This is a genomic window from Agrobacterium sp. T29, from assembly GCF_006970545.1.
Lineage (GTDB): Bacteria > Pseudomonadota > Alphaproteobacteria > Rhizobiales > Rhizobiaceae > Agrobacterium > Agrobacterium leguminum.
In genome coordinates this window covers 275742-296127 of record NZ_CP040641.1, presented here as the reverse complement: position 1 = coordinate 296127, position 20386 = coordinate 275742, and the positions used below count along the sequence as shown (strand labels likewise).

The window sequence follows — 20386 nt, the reverse complement described above, 5'->3', positions numbered from 1 at the left end:
TCGGCCTCACCCTGCCTTTATTGGCCTCCCGGGATCGCCGTGACGTTGACGGCTTCGCGCCGATTGCGGAGTCATGTGCAATACGCATGCCAGACTTGCTTATTTGGTGTAACTGGCTGATTTCAAAAGTAGTTTTTATTGGCGCTTCATTGGCCCACATGCATTTGTGCGGAATTCCGGACAAAATCTCTTGCGGTCTGTGTGTAAATCCGCACAATTGTCCCATGACCTATCAGGATCAGGCATCTCATTCCCATGCGAAGCGGCGGGCGCAATGGCTGGCGCTGGCGGGCCTGTGGCTGCTCGTCAGCCTTGGCGTTCTGCTGGTGGCCGATGAGTTCGCCCGCAATCAGGCGCTGCGCATGGCCGGTTCCGAGGCCGCCACGGATGCCGAACTGAAGATCGCGCTCCTGAATGTCGCGCTGGAGCGGCCGCGCGCCATTCCGCTTGTCCTCTCCGGAGATCCCGATCTTGCCGCCGCGCTGGATGGCGGCGGCGCTCCTGCCCTCGACCGGTTGAACCGAAAGCTGGAGGGGCTGATTGAAGGCACACAATCCTCGGTGATTTATGTGACCGGGCCGACCGGATTGACCATCGCGTCGAGCAACTGGCGGCAGGACGACAGCTTTGTCGGCTCCAATTATGCTTTCCGCGAATATTTCCAGGCGGCGATGAAGACCGGCATGTCCGAGCACTATGCTCTCGGCAATGTCAGCCGTCGGCCGGGTCTTTATATCTCCCGCCGCATCGATGCCGCCGATGGGCGGCCGCTTGGCGTCGTCATTGCCAAGGTCGAGTTCAACCGGCTGGAGACCGACTGGAACATCGGCGGCAAGCCGGTCTATGTGGTTGACAGAAACGGCGTCGTGCTGATGACCAGCGTGCCGGAATGGCGCTTCAAGACCGTTGCGCCGATCGATGAGGCGCGGCGGAAAATTATCTCCGAGAGCCTGCAATTCGGCAATGAGGCGCTTTCAACGCTGCCGTTTCGCGCGGCGCGGCGCGCGAGCGAGGGTGTTCCGCTCATTCATGTCGATGAACCGGGGAGGGAGCGCGGCGATTATCTGCGGCTGGAAGTGCCGGTGCCGACCACTTCATGGACGCTGCATTATCTACAACCCGTCGCGCCGGCGCTGAACGCGGCCATCCGCGAGGGCAGGGTGGTGGCGCTGGCGACGCTGATGCCGCTGATGGCGCTTTCGGCCCTGTGGCTCTGGCGCAGGCACAAGGCGCTCAAGGAAAAGGAAGAGGAGCAGCGCGCCCGCGCCGAGCTGGAAATGAAGGTGCAGGAGCGGACCCGCGATCTGACCAAGACCCGCGATCATCTACAGGCCGAAATCGCCCTGCATGAAAAGACCTCGGGCGAGTTGCGTAATGTGCAGCACGAACTGGTGCAGGCCAACCGCCTTTCCATTCTGGGGCAGGTGGCGGCGGGCGTGGCGCACGAGATCAACCAGCCGGTGGCGACGATCCGCGCCTTTGCCGACAATGCCCGCACCCTGCTGAAACGCGACCGCATGTCCGAGGCCACCGAAAATCTCGAAAACATCGCGGCGCTGACCGAGCGTATCGGCACGATTACCGGCGACCTGAAGATATTGGCGCGCAAGGGCCGCACCGCCGCCGAGCCTGTCAGTGTTCGACTGGTTATCGAAGGTGCGGTCATGCTGTTGCGCAGCCGCTTCTCCGGGCAGATGGATGCGCTTGATATCGTTTTGCCGGATCAGGACCTGAAAGTGCTCGGCAGCCGTATCCGGCTGGAGCAGATCCTCATCAATCTTCTGCAAAACGCGCTGGAAGCCACTGAAGAGACTGGGGCGGCCCGTGTCGAAGTTCGGGTGCGCGAGGAAGGCGACATGGTCGTGCTTTCCGTCCGCGACAATGGCACGGGCATTCCCGAAGCCATCCGCGCCCAGCTTTTTTCGCCCTTCAATACCTCCAAGGAAAGCGGCCTCGGCCTCGGTCTCGTCATCTCCAACGATATTGCTTCGGATTATGGCGGGCGTATCGAGGTGGCGAGCAGCAAGGCGGGCACATGTTTTTCCGTATTTCTGAAGCGAGCATGACATGACGGCGGATGGAACCATATTCCTGGTGGACGACGACTCCCAGCTGCGCAAGGCGATGGTGCAGACGCTGGAACTCGACGGATTGCCGGTCACCTCCTTTTCCCGTGCCGAGCAGGCGCTTGCGGCTTTGAACGAGGATTTCGACGGCGTCGTCATCACCGATGTACGTATGCCTGGCATGACCGGGCTGGAATTTTTCGACCATGTTCGCAAGATCGATGCCGATCTGCCGGTCATCCTCATCACCGGCCATGGCGATGTGCCGATGGCCGTCGATGCGCTTCACAATGGCGCTTATGATTTCATCGCCAAGCCATTTCCCGCCGAACGTATGGTGGAAAGCGCCCGGCGGGCGCTGGAAAAACGCCGCCTCGTGCTGGAAAACCGGGCGCTTCGCCGGGCTGCGGGGCAGGCGGAGGACGATCTGCCGCTGATCGGCCAGACGCCCGCCATGGAGCGCCTGCGAACCACGCTGCGGCACATTGCCGATACGGATGTGGATGTGCTGGTGGCGGGCGAAACCGGCAGCGGCAAGGAAGTGGTGGCGACGGCCCTTCACCGCTGGAGCAAGAAACGCTCAAAGGGCAATTTCGTGGCGTTGAATTGCGGTGCGTTGCCGGAAACGGTGATCGAGAGCGAGCTTTTCGGCCATGAGCCGGGGGCTTTCACCGGCGCGCAGAAAAAGCGCGTCGGCCGCATCGAACATTCGAGCGGCGGCACCCTGTTTCTGGACGAGATCGAAAGCATGCCGCTTGCGGTGCAGGTGAAGATGCTGCGTGTGCTGGAAATGCGCGAGGTCTCGCCGCTTGGGTCGAATGAGGAGCGGCCGGTGGATATTCGTGTGGTCGCGGCGGCCAAGGTCGATCTTGGTGATCCTGCCGAACGCGGCACGTTTCGCGAGGACCTCTATTACCGGCTGAATGTGGTGACGCTGTCCATTCCGCCGCTGCGCGAACGCAAGGCGGATATTCCGCTGTTGTTTTCCCACTTCGTCACCAAGGCAGCCAACCGTTTCAACATGGCGGTGCCGCAGATCAGCGCCGGCATTTCCCGCCGCCTCAATGATCACGACTGGCCGGGCAATGTGCGCGAACTCGGCCATTTCGCCGAAAGGGTGGTGCTGGGGCTGGAGACGGAACCAGCGGAGACGCCTGCACTGCGATCCGCGATCCCCGCCTCCGGCACCTTGCCGGAACGCATGGATGAGATCGAGGCGCGCATCATCCGCGAAACGCTGGAACAATCGAATGGCGACGTGGCGGAAACCATCGCGACGCTCGGCATCGCCCGCAAGACCTTTTACGACAAGCTGCAGCGCCACGGCATCAACCGGGCGGATTATGTGAGGAGCGGCACGGCGTAAGATGGCGCGAAGCGCGCATGAAAAAGCCGCGGACGTTTCCGTCCGCGGCCTGACAATAACGGTAATAACCGTGCTGAAGGTCTTCCCGATCAGCCCGCGACGCAGAAATGACGCTGGCCGTCATAATCCGTATAGGTGCCGGTGCGGGTGTTGAAGCTCCGGTAGCGCTGCGAGCAATAATCGTACCAGGCGTTGGTCCAGGGCTCGATGGTGCGATAGGTGCGGCGCTGGTTGTAAACCGGGCGGCTGTCGTAAACCGGCTGGGCGCGATAGACAGGCGCGGGGCGGTAAACCGGCTGCGGTGCTGCGCGGTAATAGCGGTAATCCGGCTCTTCATAGACGTAGCTCGGCTCGTCGACATAGACGCGCTCATCGTAGGCTGGCGCCGGACGCGACATTGCGGAGCCGACGGCGACACCGGCGGCAAGGCCGAGCACGCCACCCAGAATGGCAGCGTCGCGACGGTCGCGGCGGTCCCAGTCGCCAGCGGATGCGCTGCTCAAGGGAACAATGGTGGCGGCGGCGACGGCGACAGCCAGAACGGTTTTAGCTGCAAAGGACGACATGGTGTGTTCTTCCATACAGGTGGCAGGGCGCTGCCAGTTGCAAATTCGATGGTTAAGGAAATACAGCCCGGCTGCTGAACGGGCGCTGAATGAATTGTGGCAGACCGGCGGCGGCCCGCAATTCCTGTTTGCGCGCGACGCACTTCGCGCTAGAACTCAAGAACAAACAGGACGCACCGATGAGCCTTTCCCAGATAACCGTCAATTCCGACACCTCGCATGAAGACCGTGCCCAGGCCATTCGCGATACGCTGCGTGACGCCATTGTCGACCGGCGGCTGGCGCCGGGAACCAAACTGTCGGAATCGGAAGTGGGAACGCTGTTCGATGTCAGCCGTACGGTGGTGCGCGCCGCACTTCAGATGCTGGCCTACGAGGGATTGGTGAAGGCCGAACGCAACCGGGGCGCCTTCGTCTCCAATCCCACGCCGGATGAAGCGCGGCAGGTGTTCGCGTCGCGCCGGTTGATCGAACCCGGCGTCGTGGATGCCGCAATCGAAAAAATCACGCCTGCGGCGGTGAAGCGGCTGCGGGAGCATCTGGTGCAGGAAAGCCGCCACCAGCATGAGCGCGGCCCGAGCGCCAGACGCGCGGAAATCAAGGCATCGGGCGATTTCCACCTGATGCTGGCCTCGCTTGCCGGCAACGCCATTCTGGAAAAATTCATGGACGAGCTGGTCGCCCGCTCGTCGCTGGTCATTGCGCTTTACGGCCGCTCTGGTGTTTCAAGCTGCGGCCACAACGATCACGCCGATCTCCTGGACGCGCTTGAGGCGAAAGATACGGCAAAGGCGCGTGCGCTGATGTTGCAGCATCTCGACCACATCGAGGCCGATCTCGACCTGCGCATGATGGAAGGTCTGGCGCTGAAGGATGCGCTGGCGCTCTGATTGATCGCCATCCCCGTCGCGGGACGGGAATGGCGGGTTGATTGCGTGTCAGGCGGCGTAACGGCTGATCGCCAGATCATGCGTGTCTATCTCCGGCTTGTTGCCGCTGATGAGATCGGCAAGCACCCGGGCGGAGCCGCAGGACATGGTCCAGCCAAGCGTGCCGTGGCCGGTGTTGAGATAAAGATTGCTATAGCGGGTGGCGCCGATGACAGGCGTGCCGTCCGGCGTCATCGGGCGCAGGCCGCACCAGAATTTCGCCTGGGTTTGGTCGCCCGCGCCGCCGAACAGGTCTTCCACCGAATGGGCCAGCGTTTCCTGGCGAGCGGCGGGCAAATCCTTGCTGAAACCGGCGATCTCCGCCATGCCGCCGGCGCGAATGCGTGAGCCGAGGCGGGTAATCGCCACCTTGAACGTTTCGTCCATGACCGTGGAAACGGGTGCGCGCTCCTCTTTCACGATCGGAACCGTGATGGAGTAACCCTTGACCGGGTAAACCGGCAGGGTAAGGCCAAGCTGGCGCACGAATTGCGGCGAATAGCTGCCCAGTGCCGCCACGAAAATATCGGCCTCCACCAGCCCACGGGTGGTCTCCACAGCCTTGACGCGTCCTGCCTCGACGATGGGGCGCATGATGCCGGTGTCGTAAAGGAAGGTAACGCCCGCCTCTTCGGCCATGCGGGCAAGTTCTGTCGTGAACATGAAGCAATCGCCGGTCTCATCGCCGGGCAGGCGCAGGCCGCCGACGATCTTCTCCTTCGAAGGAGAAAGACCGGGTTCGATGGCGGCGCAGCCGTCGCGGTCGAGAATCTCGAAAGGCACGCCGCCTGCCGTCAGCACGTCGACATCCTTGCCGATGGCATCGAACTGCTTCTGGGTGCGGAACACCTCCAGCGTGCCCTGCATGCGCTGGTCATATTCGATGCCGGTTTCTTCACGAAGCGCCATCAGGCAATCGCGGCTATATTCGGCAACGCGCACCATGCGGCTTTTGTTGATGGCGTAACGCGCCGAGGTGCAGTTGCGCAGCATCTGGCTCATCCAGCGCCATGCAGCCGGATCGGCCGTCGGGCGGATGATGAGAGGCGCGTGTTTCATGAACAGCCATTTCATCGCCTTGACCGGAATGCCAGGGGCAGCCCAGGGCGAAGAATAGCCGGGGGAAACCTCGCCGGCATTGGCGAAGCTGGTTTCGAGCGCTGCCGCCGGCTGGCGATCGATCACCGTCACCTTGTGCCCGGCTTTGGCCAGATACCAGGCGGATGTCACGCCGACGACGCCGGCTCCGAGGATAGTGACGTTCATGATCGTCTCACTTGTGATTGACTGATGTTGAAGCGGCTGCCGGGGTTTCTCCCGGTTGAATATAATTACGGCGATAGCGGCGTCCGAGGCCGGTCAGGATTTCATAGGCGATCGTGCCCGCATCCTCGGCGATGTCTTCCAGTGTCTGGTCAGGACCGATCATCTGCACAAGGCTGCCCTGGGTCAATGTTCCCTCGGGCAGGGCGGATATGTCGAGAATGATGCTGTCCATGGAAACGCGGCCCGCAATCGGCAAGCGCACGCCGTTATACCACGTCGCGCCACGATTGCTGAGCGAACGCGGCAGACCGTCAGCGTAACCGGCGGCGATGGTCGCCAGACGCGTGGGCCCGGCCGCTTCGAAGGAGCCGCCGTAACCGACCAGCGAACCGGCGGGAACGGTACGGGTCTGGATGACGGCCAGATCGAGGCGAACGACCGGCTTCATCGGGTTGGGGCGTGTAACGGAGGGCGCGCCGCCATAAAGCGCGATGCCGGGGCGCAGCAGGTGGTTGTGATAATCATTGCCCAGAAAGATGCCGCCGGAATTCGAAAAACAGACGGGCGCTTCAGGAAAGGCAATGGCGGCTTTGCGCATCACCGCAAGCTGCGCGGCATTGGAGGCATGGTCCGGTTCGTCGGCGCAGGCGAGGTGGCTCATGACGAAGGCGATGTCGATGCCATCGAGCAATTGCGGCCGGGAGGCTAGGATTCCGAGCTCTTCGGGGGAAAGGCCGAGACGGCACATGCCGGTATCGATCTGCACGGCGGCGGTGAGCGTCTTGCCAAGCTTTTTGGCGTGGGCCGACCATTGGGCGATCTGCTCCAGCGAATTCAGAACCGGGGTGATGGCCATGGCGGCGCAGGAGGTCTCATTGCCGGGCTGAAGCCCGTTGAGAACAAAAATCCGCGCTTCTGCCGAAAGTCGCAGTCGCAACGCCAAGGCTTCATCGATATGGGCAACGAAGAAATTGCGGCAACCCGCCTCGAACAGGACCTGTGAGACGATATCCGCGCCGAGACCATAGGCATCGGCCTTCACGACCGCTGCCGTCTGCGATGCGGGCGCCATGGCCGCAAGGGTCAGATAATTGTCGCGCAATGCGCCGAGATCGATGGTTAAATGGCCGCTTGCACCACCGGCGGCCTGCTGGCGGCTGATCTGCATGTCCATGGTCGTTCACCCTCATTTTTATCCCATGAGGGTATTGCAACGATTGTCGAATTTCTTGGCGATTGTTCGAAGAAAATGCGATAGAATTCGCAATGGCGCAATTTTCTTTTGCTGATTGGAATCTTCTATGTCGTCACTCGATGCGACCGACCGCCACATCATCCGCCTGCTTCGGCTCAATGCCCGCATCAGCAATGCGAAACTCGCAGCAGAAGTCGGGCTTTCCGCATCCGCCTGCCTTCGCCGGGTCGATATTCTCGAGCGGGAAGGGATTATCAGGGGATATACGGCGCTGACGAGCGGCCTTGCCGGCGGCGAGGTGATTTCGGTTATCGTGCAGATCACGCTCGACCGCCAGACGGAGGATTTTCTCAACCGTTTTGAAAATGCGGTGCGACGCTATCCGGAAATCCGCGAATGTTATCTGATGACGGGCGGTTCGGATTATTTCCTGCGCTGCGAGGCGGAAAGTGCTGGGGATTTCGAGCGGATTCACAAGGAGATACTGTCGAAGCTGCCGGGGGTTTCGCGCATTCATTCGAGTTTTGCGATCCGGAATGTGTTGGCGACACCGAAGGCGAAGTAGCATCGGAGTTCGCGGCTACCCCCCTCTGTCCTGCCGGACATCTCCCCCTCAAGGGGGGAGATCGACAAGTGGCTTGCTCGCCATATTCAGTAGGACAGTTTATAGATAGTAAGACGGTTGCAAGGGAACGAGCGGTCACTCCATCCGATCTCCCCCCTTGAGGGGGAGATGTCCGGCAGGACAGAGGGGGGTAAAGCGGCAAATTCTGCCCTCTTATCGCTAACCCCACCAACGATAAAAATGATGCACCGGCCCCCGCCCATGCCCCACGGCAAGCCCCCGCCCGGCATCGAGCGCCCCATTCAGATAGTCCTTCGCAAGCCCAACCGCCTCCCGCAACTCGCAACCCTTTGCAAGATGAGCCGTAATCGCCGCCGCCAATGTGCAACCGGTGCCGTGGTCGTTCTTCGTCTTCACCCTCGGCGCGGAAAGCGCCTGCATGGCGCCATCCGCAAACAGGTAATCCGTGCTCTCAGGCCCATCACCATGGCCGCCCTTGATAAGCACGGCTTTTGCGCCCGCCTTCAGGATCAGCTCGGCCTGGCGGGCGATCTCCGTCTCCGTCTTCGCAATCGAAGTCCCGGTCAGCAGCGCCGCTTCCGGCAGGTTCGGCGTAACGATGGTCGCGAGCGGCAGCAAGTCGCGCCGCAATGTCTCGATGGCGTCTTCATGCAGCAGCCTGTCACCGGAGGTCGCGACCATGACCGGGTCCAGCACCACCGGCTGCGATTGCCGCCGAAGCCGTTCCGCGATGGCGGCGATGGTTTCGATCCGCGAGACCATGCCGATCTTCACCGCATTGACGGCGAGATCGGAGAATACCGCATCCATCTGCGCGATAATGGTGGCGACCGAAATATCCTCCACCGCCGTCACGCCTTTGGTGTTCTGGGCGGTTATGGCGGTGATGACGCTGGCGGCATAGGCGCCAAGCGCGGAGAAGGTCTTGATATCCGCCTGAATACCTGCGCCGCCGCCGCTGTCGGAGCCGGCAATGGTCAATGCAATGGCTGTCATGGCTGTCTCGCTTTCAGCGCCGCGTCAATCTTGGAGCGGAAGTCCTTGGTTGCACTGGCAATATCGCCCGCGCGGAAAATGGCGGAAATGATCGCCACACCATCCGCGCCGGCGGCAATGACGGGTGGCACGCGGGCAAGATCGATGCCGGCGATAGCGCCGACCGGCATATCCGGTTTCCACTCCTTCAGCAGGGCGCGCAGCGTGCTAAAACCGTCGATACCGACCGGCTTGTCCGGATTGATCTTGGAAACGGTTTCGAACACGCCGCCGATGCAGGCGTAGTCGGCGGGCATGGAGGCCGCCCGTTCGGCATCGGGACGGTTCTTGACGGTGAGGCCGATGATCGCCTTTTCGCCGAGAATGCGCCTTGCGGTTTTGGCGTCCATGTCGTCGGCGCCGAGATGCACCCCGTCCGCGCCCGAGGCGAGGGCCACATCCACCCGGTCGTTGATGACCAGCGGCACGCCGGTGCCGGCGATGGCCTCGTGAATGGCGCGGGCGTTTTCGATCATCTCGCGCGTCGAGCCGTGCTTGTCGCGATATTGCAGAATGGTCGCGCCGTTCAGTGCGGCGGCGAGAGCAAGCTCCGGCAGCGGCGCGACATCGCCAAGGCTCGCATCGACCAGCGCGTTGAGGCGGTAATCAACCTTGTTCATGCTCTATCCTCGCGTGATTTGTGATGTCCTCACCGGAAATTTCGGAAAGCGCATCCAGAAACGCCGGTTCGAAGGTGCCGGGGCCTCTGGCGTGCTTGGCCGCAAGTTCGGCGGAAACGCCGGTGACGGCAAGGGCGGAGGCCGCCGCCGTCAGTGCGTCTCTTTCGACAGCCATGAAGGCGGCGATGACGCCGCCCGAAAGGCACCCCGTTCCCGTCACCTTCGCCATCCACGGATGGCCGTTGACGATCCTGACGCTGCGGGTCGTGTCGCTGAGATGATCCACAGGCCCGGTCTCGATCCTGACCACGCCAAGCACATCGCCTATCAGGCTCATCTCGGCGTGATTGCCACGCACGATCGTCGGGGAAAGTGCGATGAGTTCGCGCGCGAATTCCAGCCGCGACGGCGAATAGTCGCAATGCACCGGGTCGACGATCCATGGCTTGCCGGATGCATTGGCGATTTCGATCGCCAGCCGGATGACCTTGCGCCGCTCGGCATCCAGTGTGCCGAGATTGACGGTCAGCGCATCCGCCTTGGTGACGAAGCTCTCGATTTCCTCGAGCGAGGTGGTCATGGAGGGAATGCCGCCGACGACGGTGATGCCGTCTGCGGTGAATTTCTGCACCACGGTGTTCATCAGGCAATGCACGCGCGGGCGCGTCTTGCGCACCCGCTCCAGAATCTCGGCGGCCTTTGCCGCTGTCGGGAAATTCGTCGTCATGGCTGTTGCAGCTCCACGGCGATGTCGTCCGTTGCCGGCGCCTGCTTGATCAGCTGCATCTCCTGCATGAAAGCGCCAAAACGGGCATAGCGGGTGCGATCAAGTGCGGCCGGGCGCTTGGCGAAGCGCGGCAGCGTGTCGAAGAAGGCCTGCTTGTTCAGCGCATCGTCAAGGTTCGGATAGGCCTTGATGAAAAGCTGCCAGGATTCCTGCGGGTGGTTGGTGATGAAGATCGCAGCCTGCTCCACGGCGGAGAGGAAACGCGGCAGGCGGCTGTCTTTTGCGAGATCGCGATGGGTGACGAAGATCAGTTCGTCATAGGCCGGCACGCCGTGTTCCTCCGGAAAGAAGGAGCGGCCTTCATGTCCCTCGAGCTTCATCTGCGTCAGCTCGAAATTGCGGAAGCCGCCCAGCGTGGCATCCACCTTGCCGGCGATCAGTGACGGCGAGAGCGAAAAATTGACATTGATGAGTTCGATATCATCCTTCGTAAGGCCGTCCTTTTCCAGCATGCGCTTCAGCATCGCATCTTCAAAGCCGGAAACGGAAAAACCGACCTTCTTGCCCTTCAGGTCTTTCAGGTTCTTGATCGGGCCATCGGCCAGAACGGTGACGGTGTTGAGCGGGGTTTCGACCAGCGTGCCGAAACGCACGAGCGGCAGGCCGGCATCGTGATCGAGATAGAGGTTCGGCTGGTAGTGCACGCCGATATCGGCCTGTTTGGCCGAGACGAGACGCGGCACGGCGGAGGGGTCTGCGGGCGGAACCAGTTCCACCTCCAGCCCTGCATCGGCAAACAGGCCGCGTTCCTTGGCGATCACCATCGGCGCATGATCGGGGTTCACGAACCATTCGAGCAACACGGTCAGCTTGTCGGCCGCATGCGATTGCATCGGTGAAAGCACGCTTGCTGCCGCGACGACGAGGGAAAGAAGAGTTCGTTTCATGGTGCCGAAAGTCTCCGTAAAGATCTGAAAGGAATGGTGTGTTCTGTTTCCTTGGCCCAGGGGGCCAGATTGGCGGTCGCCCGATCTACGATGAGCCGCAGCAGCACAGCCATGACGGCGAGAATGGCCATGGCGGCGAACATGGTGTCGGTCTGCATGCGGGCATTGGACTGGATCATCACAAACCCAAGCCCGGCCGATGCGCCCACCCATTCGCCGATGACGGCGCCGAGCGGGGCGAGTGGCGCCGCCACCCTCAGGCCTGAAATCAGCGAGGGCAACGCCAGCGGCACACGCAACCGGGTGAGGATCTGCCAGTGGCTCGCCTCAGTCAGCGAGGCGGCATCGAGGATGGCGCGATCGGTGCGGTTGAGCCCGTCAGTGAAAGCGGAGGCAACGGGGAAGAAGATGATGATCGCCGTCATGACCACTTTCGAAGCCATGCCGAAACCGAACCAGAGGACGAGGATGGGGGCGAGCACGAAGACCGGGAAGGCCTGCAACACCAGAACTATCGGCCAGACAAGGCGGCCGAGGCGCGGGATGGCGGCAATCGTGAAAGCGACGAGAATGCCGGCGGCGATGCCCGCCGCAAGCCCGAGCGCCATTTCACCAAGCGTTACCAGTGCCTGCCCGAACAGGAAGCCGGGCTGGCGCCAGAAAGCGCCAGCGACATCGGCGGGCGATGGCAGGATATAGCGGGGCGGCGAAAACAGCCATGTACCCGCTTGCCAGAAAACCAGCAGAAGACCGACACCGTTCAGCGCATGGGTGGCACGCATGAGCCGGACCTCAGACGCAGACGCACCGTGTGCGAAGGGCGGGAGGTTTCAGCATCATCATTCGTCTCCAGATATGACAATCCCGGAGATCAGGCAAAGCGGAGAAGAGAAAGGGCAGCGCCTCTTGGCGCGACAGTTCCGTTCCTACGCCGGCATGACCCGGATCAGGTTCAAGGGTCCAGCTCATCGCCATCTCAGCACCGTTCGGTGCTCCCCTCGGAAGAGTTTGTTTTGTAGGTCAAGTTTCATAAATGTCAACGTCCCGCCGGCGATCCGTCGTCAGGCGTGATCGTCAATGCCTGAACGGGTTTGCGCTGATGCGCATCTCCCATTGGTGTATTAGTTATTGAGGAAATTAGATTTATCGAAAATTAGTTATCTCTTGAAACTGCCTTTCAATATTATTCGGCTAACTTTCGCTCCGGGGAAAAGTTCCGGGGGCGAATTTGAAGAACATCTGGCAGGATAAATCGGGAAATTTCGGCATTCTCAGCGCCCTGTTGATGGTGCCGCTGATTGGGGCGGCCGGCGTGGCCCTTGATGTGACGCATGGCATGGCCGTCAAATCGGACCTGCAGATGGCGGCGGATGCTGCGGCGCTTGCTGTGGTTGCCGATACGTCGTCGAGCGTTCACAAAGCAAAGGAAATGTCGGGCGACGGTGTCATTTCGCTTGGCACTGATGAAGCGTCCGCATTCTTTGAAAGCAATGAGCGGGCCAATCCCGATTATAAGCTCCTGTCTCTTGATGTGTCGGTGATCAAGAAGGGTAACGCGATCGAATCCTCGGTCAGCTTCAAGGCATCCGTCGGCACGACGCTTTCACGGATACTCGGAGGGGATCTCATTACCGTTTCGGGCAAGGCGACCGCCAAATACGAGACGGAAACATTCAGCGACTTCTATGTCCTGCTGGATAACACCCCCTCGATGGGTGTCGGCGCGACGCCGACCGACGTTGCTACCATGGTTGCCAATACGAGCGACAAATGTGCTTTCGCCTGTCACATCGTGAAAAACGGGGTGGTCGATACAAACAGCTATTACTACAAAGCCAAAAGCCTCGGGGTCACGACGCGCATCAATGTGGTGGCGCAGGCCACGGCAAGCCTGATGGATACGGCAAAGTCCACGCGGAAAAGCAGCAATCAATATCGCATGGCGGTCTATACCTTCGGAGAGAAGGCGGAAGACACGAAGCTGCTCGAAGTCGTTCCCCTGACCTCGGATCTGGCGACCGCGAAGAAAAAAGCGGGCGAAATAGATCTGATGTCCATTCCCTATCAGGGCTATAATAACGACCAGCAGACCGACTTCGACCGGGCGCTGACCCAGATTGGAGACAGGATCGGCTCTTCGGGCACCGGTGCGAGTTCGGCGAGCCCGGAGAAGATCGTCTTCTTCGTGTCAGATGGCGTCGGCGACAGCTACAAGCCATCCTCCTGTACCAAAAAAACGACCAGCGGCCGCTGTCAGGAACCGATCGATATCAAATATTGCACGAAGCTGAAGGAAAAGGGTTTTCGCATCGCCGTGCTTTATACCACCTATCTGCCGCTGCCGACCAATGGCTGGTACAATAGCTGGATCGCGCCCTTTCAGCCGGAAATCGGCGCACGTATGCAGCAATGCGCTTCGCCGGGCCTGTTCTTCGAAGTCAGCCCATCGCAGGGCATCAGCGATGCGATGACCGCCCTTTTCAAAAAGGCCATCACATCACCCCGCCTGACGGGGTGATGGCAGGGACGAACCCACTAGTTCAGCCGATGGTGCGAAGCTGTTCAAACAGCGAACGATGGCTGCTATCGGCACGATAGAACACCGCCGGCTCGCCGAGCGGCGCTTCGACGATGACGTCCTGTCCGCCGGGATAATGCGCGCCGCTCCACAGGTGCACCCATTCACCGTCGCCCGGAAGATAAAGCGAGCGTTGCGTTTCGCCCGCTTTCCAGACGGGTGCGACAAGCATGTCCGCCCCGTAGAGATAGCAGTCCTGAATGATATAGGTCCGCCGATCATTCTCGTAGTGCAGGAAGAGCGGACGCTGTACTGGCAGGCCCGTCCTGGCCGCTTCCGCCGAGAGCGATTTCAGATAAGGGGCCAGCGCGACATAGATGGATGTCATGCGGGCGAAATGGGCAAGAACCGCCTCATCCTGATCGATCTGGAGATTGTCGCGCGGCCGGTTGCCCTCATGGGTACGCATGACCGGCGTGAAGGCGGCCATCTCCGTCCAGCGCATGATGAGCTCTGCGGTTCTGACATTGCCGAACAGGCTGGTGTAACCGCCAATATCGGAATGGTGATAGGCATTGCCCATGAGGCCGGAGGAGAGCGCCCCGCAGATGACGGTGACCAGACCGTCGTGACGGGAGAAATCGACCGACTGGTCGCCGCCCCAGATGAGCGGGCAATGGGCCTGTACACCGGTGAAGCCGGCGCGCATGAAGAACAGCGCTTCGCCGGTCTTGCCGCGACTTTCGACGGCCTTGGCGTTGACCTCGGCCCAGAGCGTTGGCCAGGCATTGTGCATCAGCTTGGCGTCGACGCCATTGGAAAGCGTGATGTCGATCGGCAGATATTCACCGAAATCGGCCATCCAGCCGGAAAGGCCGAAATCGAGCATGTTCCTGCCGATGATCTCCTCGGCAAACCAGTCGGCCGCAGCCGGATTGGTGAAATCGACCACGCCGCAATCGAACTCGCCGAAATCCACCAGCGCCGTCTTGCCCTCGGCGTCGGTGGCGAAATAGCCGGCTTTTTCGGCCACCGGGAACAGCGGGCCATCGACGCAGAGATAGGGGTTCACATAACCCAGGAAACGGATGCCCTGATCGGCAAGCTCGGCGATCTTCTGGCGCAGATGCGGATAACGCGTATCATTCGCCTGCCAGTCCCAGAACAGGCGCGCGCCGAAGGATGTCTGGCGCAGACCCACCCAGTCTTCGCACCACAGGCCGGACACCTTCGTTCCAGCCGCACGGATTTTCTCCAGCCGCGCAAAGGAGTTGACGCCGTCCTTTAATCCGATGATCGCGCCGCCATAGATCCATTCCGGCAGTTCCGGCTGGCGTCCGAACCGCAGCGACAGGGCGGAAACTATATCGGTGAAATGATCGCCGGTGAAGAATTCGATCTTTTCGGGGATGGCCCAGATTTCGATCTCATGGAAATCGCCGTTGCGGAAATCGAACACCGAATAGGCGCTTGTCTCCACATGGAGGGCGTATCTGCGCGACGACAGGTAAGTCGGCTGCGGGTAGTTGGTGTTGTAATAATCACCGCCCGCCTTGCCGCTGACATCGGACTTGAAGGTGATTTCGGTGGTCTTGTCGCGGCCGACCCCCGGCTCGGAGGTCCAGAGCGGGAAATGCCGGCCGCGCATGTCGAAATAGGACATCTGCTCGCCGCCGCCCCAGACATGCTCATCCGTTTCCGCCACGACGCGCAGCCAGAGGCGGTTGATGGTCTCATCCAGTGCGGTGAGCCGCATCGCATTGCCGTCGAGCGTCAGGCGAAGGCGCGGTGCCTGTCCCTGCGCGGATGAGAGCGTGACGCTGTCGCCGCTGACCTCGGCGTGGCGCAGGGCGGTTCGTTCGATAAGGTAGTCCTCGATATCGAAATTGCCGCGATACATATCCATTCGCTCCTTGCCGAAACCGGCGAAGAAGGCCGGGTTTTCGGATGAATGGGAAAGTATGGTGCGATTGCCTATCGCGAGCGTGAAGCCGTCTTTGGTCGTTTCGAAATGCATGACTGTACCTGTTTAGCCCTTGAGACCGCCGGCGGTGAGGCCGGAGACGACCCGTTCCTGAAAGATGACGATCAGGATCGCGACCGGCACGATGCCAACCACCAGCGCTGCCGAAATGACCGGCCAGGGGAAGGCGAATTCACCCTGATAAAGCTGGATGCCAACGGGAAGCGTGCGGAGCGCCGGATTGGAATTGAAGGACAGCGCCAGCAGGAACTCATCCCAGGCATTCACGAAGGCAAGGATGCCGGCGGTGAAGACGCCCGGCGCGCAGAGTGGCACGACGACCTTGAACAGCGCGCCGATGCGGGTGCATCCGTCGATCATGGCGGCGTTTTCGAGATCGCGCGGAATGCTTTCGAAGAAGGAGACCAGCATCAGCGTGCAGACCGGCAGCGAAAGCACCGTGTAGGGCAGGATAAGCGCCGTCCAGCTGTTGAGCAGGTTCAGCGCCCGCATGATTTCGAACAGCGGCACCAGCAGCGTCACCAGCGGGAAGGTGGAGACGGCGATGATGAGCGAGAGGATCAGCGCGCGATATTTGAGGTTCAGCCGCGCCAGCGCGTAGGCGGCCAGCACCGAAATCAGGATGGTGAGCGCGGTCGAAAGCAGCGCCACCATGAAACTGTTGAACAGGAAGAGATGCAGCGGCTGGTCGGAAAAGGCCTGCATGTAATTGGCCAGCGTCGGCGCGTGCGGAAACCAGGTGATCGGCTTGACCGTCAGTTCCGCTTCGGTCTTCAGCGAGGTGAAAAGGATCCAGATCGCCGGAAACAGGCCGTTGACCAGAAGAATGGAGGCCGCGATGAAGCGTAGCGGCTTGCCGGAAAAGAAGGAGGACAGACCGGAATTCGCAACGGTGCTCATGGGATCAGTCCTTCGTCCTGATGATGCGGAGATAAACGGCGGTAATGCACATGGAGAGGGCAAACATCATGACCGCCAGGGCCGAACCGTAACCGAGATCGAGGAAGGAAACGGTGTTCTGGTGGATATACATGGCAAGCGTGGTGGTGGATGTGCCGGGGCCGCCGCCGGTCATCATGTAAGGAATATCAAAGGTCTGCAGCGCCGTGATCGTGCGGAAGATGAGCGCGACGACAATCGAGGGTTTGAGAAGCGGCAGGGTGATTTCGAAGAACTGCCGGATTTTGCCGGCGCCATCCACATCCGCCGCCTCGTAGAGCGAACGTGGAATGGTCTGCAGGCCGGCAAGGATCATCAGCGCCATGAAGGAGGATGTCTTCCAGATGATCGTCAGGCAGATGGCCGCAAAGGCCCAGTTCGGCGAATTGAACCAGATGATGCCTTCGAAGCCGAAACGGTTGAGCACATCGTTGACGACGCCATATTCGTAATGGAAGAACCATGCGAAGATGAGGCCGGCGAAGGACAGCGGCAGCGCCCAGGGGATCAGCAGCGAAAGCCGCATCGGCCACTGCATGGAAAAAGGCAGGTTGGCGAGCAGTGCGAGGCCAAGGCCCATGATGAGCGCGCCGGGCACGGTGATCAGCGTTATCAGAACCGTATTCCTGGTCGTTTCCCAGAAGATCGGGTCGTCGAACATCGCCGTGTAGTTTTCAAAGCCGATGAATTCCGCTGGCAGGCCCGATGTCAGCGAAAGGCTGAAAAACGAGGTGTAGACGAGCCGCGCCACCGGATAGACGATGATGAGCGACAGCAGGATCGCCGCCGGCGCCAGCAGAAGCACGGCCAGCGGCCGGTCGCCGAGATCGAGCCACCGCGTCCAGCGCGGCTGCGGTTTCTCGTCCACCCGAACCATGGTTCTTTCCGGCATTGTCACGTCTGCCACTCCCGCAACTGGATTCACGTCGTCGTCTCCCGATCGGACCGGTTCTTATCCGGCCCGTTTATCGCGCCCTTCAGGCGGCTTTATTCCTGTCAGTCGAAGCGGCCGGAAAGGGCATGGCAGGCATGCCGCTTTCCGGCCGGAAAGGGCATGGCAGGCATGCCGCTTTCCGGCCCAAAGCTTAGCGCAGAACGCGCCGCAGACGGCTTTCCATCTGCTTTGCGCCATCCTCCGGCGTCATGACGCCGGCAAGCACACCGTTGACGGTGGTGCGGATCGTCTCGCTGACCTCGTTGTAACGCGGCGTTACGGGGCGGGCCTTGGCGGTTTCAACCACGGGCAGGGCATCCGCGAACCACGGGATCGCCTTTGTCACATCCGCATCCTTGTAGAGAGCGGCATAGGTGGGCAGAAGCGCGGCGTTGATGGCCATGAACTTCGAAACATCCTGACCGGAGAGATATTCCACCAGCTTCTTGGCTTCCTCCTGCTGCTTGGAATAGGCGGAAACGCCGAATTCCCAGCCGCCGAGGCAGGTCGTCTGCTCGCCGCCCTTGACGGCCGGCAGGCGGGCGACGCCGACCTTTTCGTTCACCTGCGATTCCTTGCCCTGGAAATGGGTCCAGGCATAGGACCAGTTGACGGCGAAGAGCACCTTTCCGGCCTGGAATTCCTTGCGGGTGTCGTCGGTCGCGACTTCCGAAATATTCTTCTTGGAAATGCCTTCGTCGACAAAGCTCTTCCAGAGCTTCAGCGAATCCACGGCAGCCTTATTGTCGAAATTCAGCTTGCCGTTTTCGACCAGCGACTTGCCTTCGCTCCAATAGGGCAGCAGGAAGGTGCAGACCGCACCCTCGATCGCCTTGCCCTGGAAGGACAGGCCCTGAAGCTCGGGGTTCTTTTCACCCTCCATCACCTTCTTGGATGCTTCCTTCAGCTCGTCCCAGGTGGTTGGCGGCTGAATGCCGTATTTGTCCAACAGGTCCTTGCGGTAATAAAGGAACATGGAGTCGGCGAAGGCGGGCAGCGCCACGATCTTGCCGTCCACGGTGTTGGCTTCGGCATAGGTCGGCAGATAGGCGGACATGTCCTTGCCGGAGAAATCGCTGGTCCAGCCGGCGGTGGCGAATTGCGCGGGGCGGATGACGTCGAGCATCAGCACGTCAAGGCTCGAATCCTTGGCCGACATCACGGTGTTGAGATATTGCGCCTGCATTTCCGAGGTGTTGCCGCCGGTTTCGATGACAACCTTCACGCCCGGCGTTTTCGCCTCATATTGATCCAGCGCCTTGCGCCAGACATCGGGCTGATGCTGGCTGGAAACGAAGATTTTCAGTTCGGCGTCGGCAAAGGCCTGTCCCGAAAAGGCGAGCATGGTTGCGCAGAGCGCGGCACCCATGAGGGCTTTGCCCTTGATGGTTTTAAATGTCATGTGTTCCTCCCATTATTAAACCTGTTGGCCGCAGCGTCTCTTCGCCCGGCAATCAGTGAATCGAGCGTTCCGTCGCGGCGTCGAAAAGATGGACCTTGGACGGATCGACGCCGATCTTCAGTTCCTCATTCGGCGCAGGCCGCAGATGCGGCGGCATGCGTGCGGTCAGCGCCGCATCGCCAAGGCTGAAATGGACGAGCGTGTCCGAGCCGAGCGGCTCCACCACCTGCACCTTGACCGCAAGCTGCGTGTCGAAGCCCTCGACGGGGCCGAAATGTTCCGGACGAATGCCGACGATGACTTCGCGCCCGTCAAGCCCCGTTTCGCGGGATGGCCGGATGGCTGCCATCGGCAGGGAGTTGCCGTCGGAAAATGCCAGCCGGTCGCCGCTCACCTTTGCGCGGGCGAAATTCATCGCCGGCGCGCCGACGAAACCGCCCACGAAGACGCTTTCCGGACGGTTATAGACCTCGTCCGGCGTGCCGACCTGCTCGATATCGCCGCCGCGCAGGATGACGATACGGTCGGCCAGCGTCATGGCCTCCACCTGGTCATGGGTAACGTAGATGATGGTCGTGCCGAGCTGCTGGTGCAGCCGCTTGATTTCCGTGCGCACCTGCCCGCGCAGCTTGGCGTCGAGGTTGGAAAGCGGTTCGTCGAACAGAAACACCTGCGGGCGGCGCACGATGGCGCGGCCCATGGCCACGCGCTGGCGCTGGCCGCCGGAAAGCTGGCCGGGCCTGCGGTCAAGAAGGTGCTCGATGCCGAGCATCTTCGCCGCCTCGTCGATGCTGGCATTGGCCTGCGATGCGCTGACACCGCGCACCTTCAGGCTGAAACCCATGTTTTCGCGCACGGTCTTGTGCGGATAAAGCGCATAGTCCTGAAACACCATGGCTATGTCGCGCTCGCGCGGCGGCAGCCGGTTGACGACGCGGTCGCCGATCTTCACTTCGCCGCCGGTAATGCTTTCAAGCCCGGCGACCATGCGCAACGTTGTCGATTTGCCGCAGCCGGAAGGGCCGACGAACACGACGAATTCGCCATCGTTGATTTCAAGGTCTATGCCCTTGACGATGCGAAGCGCACCGTAACTCTTGTCCAGCTTGCGCAGGCTGACCGAAGCCATATTTTCCTCCTCACGACCGGCGCGTCCAGAATTCGGATGGACGCCATTGCCGGTATCAACCTTCAAGTTCCACGCATCGCATCGTCGAAAATCGATCCCGATTGTCTGGCGATATCGTGGGATGGCGAAACGCCTGTCTCCCTGAGGACGTGATATTACCTTTCAAAAAAAGGAAAT

At 60.9% G+C, this 20386-nt stretch carries 18 protein-coding genes and 1 riboswitch; of the genes, 5 read left to right on the top strand and 13 right to left on the bottom strand.

Going from position 1 to position 20386, the window contains the following annotated elements; translation table 11 throughout:
• The first annotated feature begins 224 nt into the window (after positions 1 to 224).
• Together FGF54_RS16345 and FGF54_RS16340 are read left to right on the top strand one after the other, a co-directional pair.
• Positions 225 to 2066, top strand: coding sequence for a sensor histidine kinase (locus FGF54_RS16345; RefSeq protein WP_142780432.1), 1842 nt, complete (start codon positions 225 to 227; stop codon positions 2064 to 2066).
• 1 nt (position 2067) lies between these two features.
• A complete protein-coding gene (locus FGF54_RS16340; protein WP_142780431.1) occupies positions 2068 to 3432 on the top strand; it encodes a sigma-54 dependent transcriptional regulator in 1365 nt (454 codons plus the stop codon).
• A gap of 89 nt (positions 3433 to 3521) precedes the next feature.
• Here the strand turns inward: FGF54_RS16340 and FGF54_RS16335 are convergent, their stop codons facing one another.
• Positions 3522 to 3998: a BA14K family protein gene (locus FGF54_RS16335; protein WP_142780430.1), complete on the bottom strand. Its 477-nt coding sequence runs from the start codon at positions 3996 to 3998 to the stop codon at positions 3522 to 3524.
• A 179-nt stretch (positions 3999 to 4177) separates the two neighbouring features.
• Between FGF54_RS16335 and FGF54_RS16330 the strand changes: the two genes are divergently transcribed.
• Entirely contained in the window at positions 4178 to 4888 is a 711-nt protein-coding gene (locus FGF54_RS16330) for a GntR family transcriptional regulator (protein WP_003519916.1), read from the top strand.
• A gap of 48 nt (positions 4889 to 4936) precedes the next feature.
• Here the strand turns inward: FGF54_RS16330 and FGF54_RS16325 are convergent, their stop codons facing one another.
• Both FGF54_RS16325 and alr read right to left on the bottom strand, forming a co-directional pair.
• On the bottom strand, positions 4937 to 6193 hold the full coding sequence (locus FGF54_RS16325; RefSeq protein ID WP_065655608.1) for a D-amino acid dehydrogenase: 1257 nt from the start codon (positions 6191 to 6193) through the stop codon (positions 4937 to 4939).
• Between the two features lie 7 nt (positions 6194 to 6200).
• Positions 6201 to 7367: an alanine racemase gene (alr, locus tag FGF54_RS16320; protein ID WP_142780429.1), complete on the bottom strand. Its 1167-nt coding sequence runs from the start codon at positions 7365 to 7367 to the stop codon at positions 6201 to 6203.
• 127 nt (positions 7368 to 7494) lie between these two features.
• Here alr and FGF54_RS16315 point away from each other — a divergent pair, with 127 nt between their 5' ends.
• Positions 7495 to 7953 carry an Lrp/AsnC family transcriptional regulator gene (locus tag FGF54_RS16315; RefSeq protein WP_046800773.1) on the top strand — a complete coding sequence of 153 codons (459 nt, stop codon included), beginning with the start codon at positions 7495 to 7497 and terminating at the stop codon, positions 7951 to 7953.
• Positions 7954 to 8172: 219 nt separating this feature from the next.
• Here the strand turns inward: FGF54_RS16315 and thiD are convergent, their stop codons facing one another.
• The 5 genes from thiD to FGF54_RS16285 are packed head-to-tail and all read right to left on the bottom strand — an operon-like array spanning position 8173 to position 12085.
• Positions 8173 to 8970 carry a bifunctional hydroxymethylpyrimidine kinase/phosphomethylpyrimidine kinase gene (gene thiD / locus FGF54_RS16305; protein ID WP_142780428.1) on the bottom strand — a complete coding sequence of 266 codons (798 nt, stop codon included), beginning with the start codon at positions 8968 to 8970 and terminating at the stop codon, positions 8173 to 8175.
• A complete protein-coding gene (thiE, locus tag FGF54_RS16300) occupies positions 8967 to 9629 on the bottom strand; it encodes a thiamine phosphate synthase (RefSeq protein WP_142780427.1) in 663 nt (220 codons plus the stop codon). Before thiE ends, thiD begins: the two co-directional genes overlap by 4 nt.
• Positions 9616 to 10356, bottom strand: coding sequence for a hydroxyethylthiazole kinase (locus FGF54_RS16295; protein ID WP_142780426.1), 741 nt, complete (start codon positions 10354 to 10356; stop codon positions 9616 to 9618). Before FGF54_RS16295 ends, thiE begins: the two co-directional genes overlap by 14 nt.
• A complete protein-coding gene (locus tag FGF54_RS16290) occupies positions 10353 to 11303 on the bottom strand; it encodes an ABC transporter substrate-binding protein (RefSeq protein WP_168208156.1) in 951 nt (316 codons plus the stop codon). The genes FGF54_RS16295 and FGF54_RS16290 overlap by 4 nt, the downstream gene beginning before the upstream one ends.
• The gene (locus FGF54_RS16285; RefSeq protein WP_142780425.1) at positions 11300 to 12085 is read right to left on the bottom strand and encodes an ABC transporter permease; all 786 of its coding nucleotides are present in this window, start codon (positions 12083 to 12085) and stop codon (positions 11300 to 11302) included. Before FGF54_RS16285 ends, FGF54_RS16290 begins: the two co-directional genes overlap by 4 nt.
• A 124-nt stretch (positions 12086 to 12209) precedes the next feature.
• A riboswitch (TPP riboswitch) is annotated at positions 12210 to 12312 on the bottom strand.
• Between the two features lie 219 nt (positions 12313 to 12531).
• Here FGF54_RS16285 and FGF54_RS16280 point away from each other — a divergent pair.
• Entirely contained in the window at positions 12532 to 13821 is a 1290-nt protein-coding gene (locus tag FGF54_RS16280; protein WP_142780424.1) for a pilus assembly protein TadG-related protein, read from the top strand.
• Between the two features lie 22 nt (positions 13822 to 13843).
• On the opposite strand, the gene FGF54_RS16275 is transcribed toward FGF54_RS16280, so the two are convergent.
• The 5 genes from FGF54_RS16275 to FGF54_RS16255 form a co-directional block, all read right to left on the bottom strand.
• Positions 13844 to 15838 (bottom strand): alpha-glucosidase, encoded by a 1995-nt coding sequence (locus tag FGF54_RS16275; RefSeq protein ID WP_142780423.1) that lies wholly within the window; start codon positions 15836 to 15838, stop codon positions 13844 to 13846.
• Positions 15839 to 15850: 12 nt separating this feature from the next.
• Complete coding sequence (locus tag FGF54_RS16270) at positions 15851 to 16705, bottom strand: carbohydrate ABC transporter permease (RefSeq protein WP_003519886.1); 855 nt, start codon at positions 16703 to 16705, stop codon at positions 15851 to 15853.
• Between the two features lie 4 nt (positions 16706 to 16709).
• Positions 16710 to 17621: a carbohydrate ABC transporter permease gene (locus tag FGF54_RS16265; RefSeq protein ID WP_168208238.1), complete on the bottom strand. Its 912-nt coding sequence runs from the start codon at positions 17619 to 17621 to the stop codon at positions 16710 to 16712.
• A 208-nt stretch (positions 17622 to 17829) separates the two neighbouring features.
• Positions 17830 to 19080 (bottom strand): ABC transporter substrate-binding protein, encoded by a 1251-nt coding sequence (locus FGF54_RS16260; RefSeq protein ID WP_142780422.1) that lies wholly within the window; start codon positions 19078 to 19080, stop codon positions 17830 to 17832.
• Between the two features lie 52 nt (positions 19081 to 19132).
• Entirely contained in the window at positions 19133 to 20209 is a 1077-nt protein-coding gene (locus FGF54_RS16255) for an ABC transporter ATP-binding protein (protein WP_142780421.1), read from the bottom strand.
• Positions 20210 to 20386: the final 177 nt, after the last annotated feature.

Excerpts from the sequence above, each read along its gene's own strand:
- FGF54_RS16270 (WP_003519886.1), bottom strand. The coding sequence starts at position 16,705 with ATGAGCACCGTTGCGAATTCCGGTCTGTCCTCCTTCTTTTCCGGCAAG.
- FGF54_RS16340 (WP_142780431.1), top strand. The coding sequence starts at position 2,068 with ATGACGGCGGATGGAACCATATTCCTGGTGGACGACGACTCCCAGCTG.
- FGF54_RS16260 (WP_142780422.1), bottom strand. The coding sequence starts at position 19,080 with ATGACATTTAAAACCATCAAGGGCAAAGCCCTCATGGGTGCCGCGCTC.
- FGF54_RS16345 (WP_142780432.1), top strand. The coding sequence starts at position 225 with ATGACCTATCAGGATCAGGCATCTCATTCCCATGCGAAGCGGCGGGCG.
- FGF54_RS16265 (WP_168208238.1), bottom strand. The coding sequence starts at position 17,621 with ATGGTTCGGGTGGACGAGAAACCGCAGCCGCGCTGGACGCGGTGGCTC.
- FGF54_RS16330 (WP_003519916.1), top strand. The coding sequence starts at position 4,178 with ATGAGCCTTTCCCAGATAACCGTCAATTCCGACACCTCGCATGAAGAC.
- FGF54_RS16325 (WP_065655608.1), bottom strand. The coding sequence starts at position 6,193 with ATGAACGTCACTATCCTCGGAGCCGGCGTCGTCGGCGTGACATCCGCC.
- alr (WP_142780429.1), bottom strand. The coding sequence starts at position 7,367 with ATGGACATGCAGATCAGCCGCCAGCAGGCCGCCGGTGGTGCAAGCGGC.
- thiE (WP_142780427.1), bottom strand. The coding sequence starts at position 9,629 with ATGAACAAGGTTGATTACCGCCTCAACGCGCTGGTCGATGCGAGCCTT.
- FGF54_RS16295 (WP_142780426.1), bottom strand. The coding sequence starts at position 10,356 with ATGACGACGAATTTCCCGACAGCGGCAAAGGCCGCCGAGATTCTGGAG.
- FGF54_RS16275 (WP_142780423.1), bottom strand. The coding sequence starts at position 15,838 with ATGCATTTCGAAACGACCAAAGACGGCTTCACGCTCGCGATAGGCAAT.
- thiD (WP_142780428.1), bottom strand. The coding sequence starts at position 8,970 with ATGACAGCCATTGCATTGACCATTGCCGGCTCCGACAGCGGCGGCGGC.
- FGF54_RS16290 (WP_168208156.1), bottom strand. The coding sequence starts at position 11,303 with ATGAAACGAACTCTTCTTTCCCTCGTCGTCGCGGCAGCAAGCGTGCTT.
- FGF54_RS16315 (WP_046800773.1), top strand. The coding sequence starts at position 7,495 with ATGTCGTCACTCGATGCGACCGACCGCCACATCATCCGCCTGCTTCGG.
- FGF54_RS16335 (WP_142780430.1), bottom strand. The coding sequence starts at position 3,998 with ATGTCGTCCTTTGCAGCTAAAACCGTTCTGGCTGTCGCCGTCGCCGCC.
- FGF54_RS16285 (WP_142780425.1), bottom strand. The coding sequence starts at position 12,085 with ATGCGTGCCACCCATGCGCTGAACGGTGTCGGTCTTCTGCTGGTTTTC.
- FGF54_RS16255 (WP_142780421.1), bottom strand. The coding sequence starts at position 20,209 with ATGGCTTCGGTCAGCCTGCGCAAGCTGGACAAGAGTTACGGTGCGCTT.